A 544-nucleotide genomic window follows, 5' to 3' on the forward strand; every position below is an offset into this window, starting at 1 on the left:
AACTAATTTATTATTTTTTGTTAATTTTACTTTTTATTTTTTTCTATTTGATTTTTCTCTATTTTAGAGGCAATAGGAAGGAAAAAACTAAAGAAATATCTTTAGATGATAAAACACTTATAGAACAAAAAAATAAAAAAATTGATGAATTATCAAGATTAGGCGAAGATTATAATACATCATTTTCATTAAAAAAAAATGATATAACAAATAAAATGTCTGAATTAAATATTGAAATTAATAAATTAAATATTGAAATTCGTGAATTAGATGATAAAATTAATAAATTAAATATTGAAATTCGTGAATTAGATAATGAAATGGATCAATCGAAAAAACTTATACATAAAGAGGCCGAATCACAAAAACAAAGAATAATTACAAATATTAAAGAGAAAGAGGTCGAATTACAACAAAAAAATAATATTTTAAAAAACACAATAGATAAAAAAAGAATAAAAACTAAATCACAAGAATTATTAAAATCTTGGATAGAAAAAGAAATATATAAGAAAAAATAAGACTATATTTAAATTTTTAGTAC

1 pseudogene is annotated in these 544 nt (G+C 18.2%); it reads left to right on the forward strand.

Features of this window, described 5'->3' with window-relative positions:
• Nucleotides 1-521, forward strand: a pseudogene (locus CPX_RS02845) (hypothetical protein); the annotation flags it as partial.
• Nucleotides 522-544 lie beyond the last annotated feature (23 nt).

Source organism: Candidatus Phytoplasma pruni (assembly GCF_001277135.1).
GTDB classification, from domain to species: Bacteria; Bacillota_I; Bacilli_A; order Acholeplasmatales; family Acholeplasmataceae; genus Phytoplasma; species Phytoplasma pruni.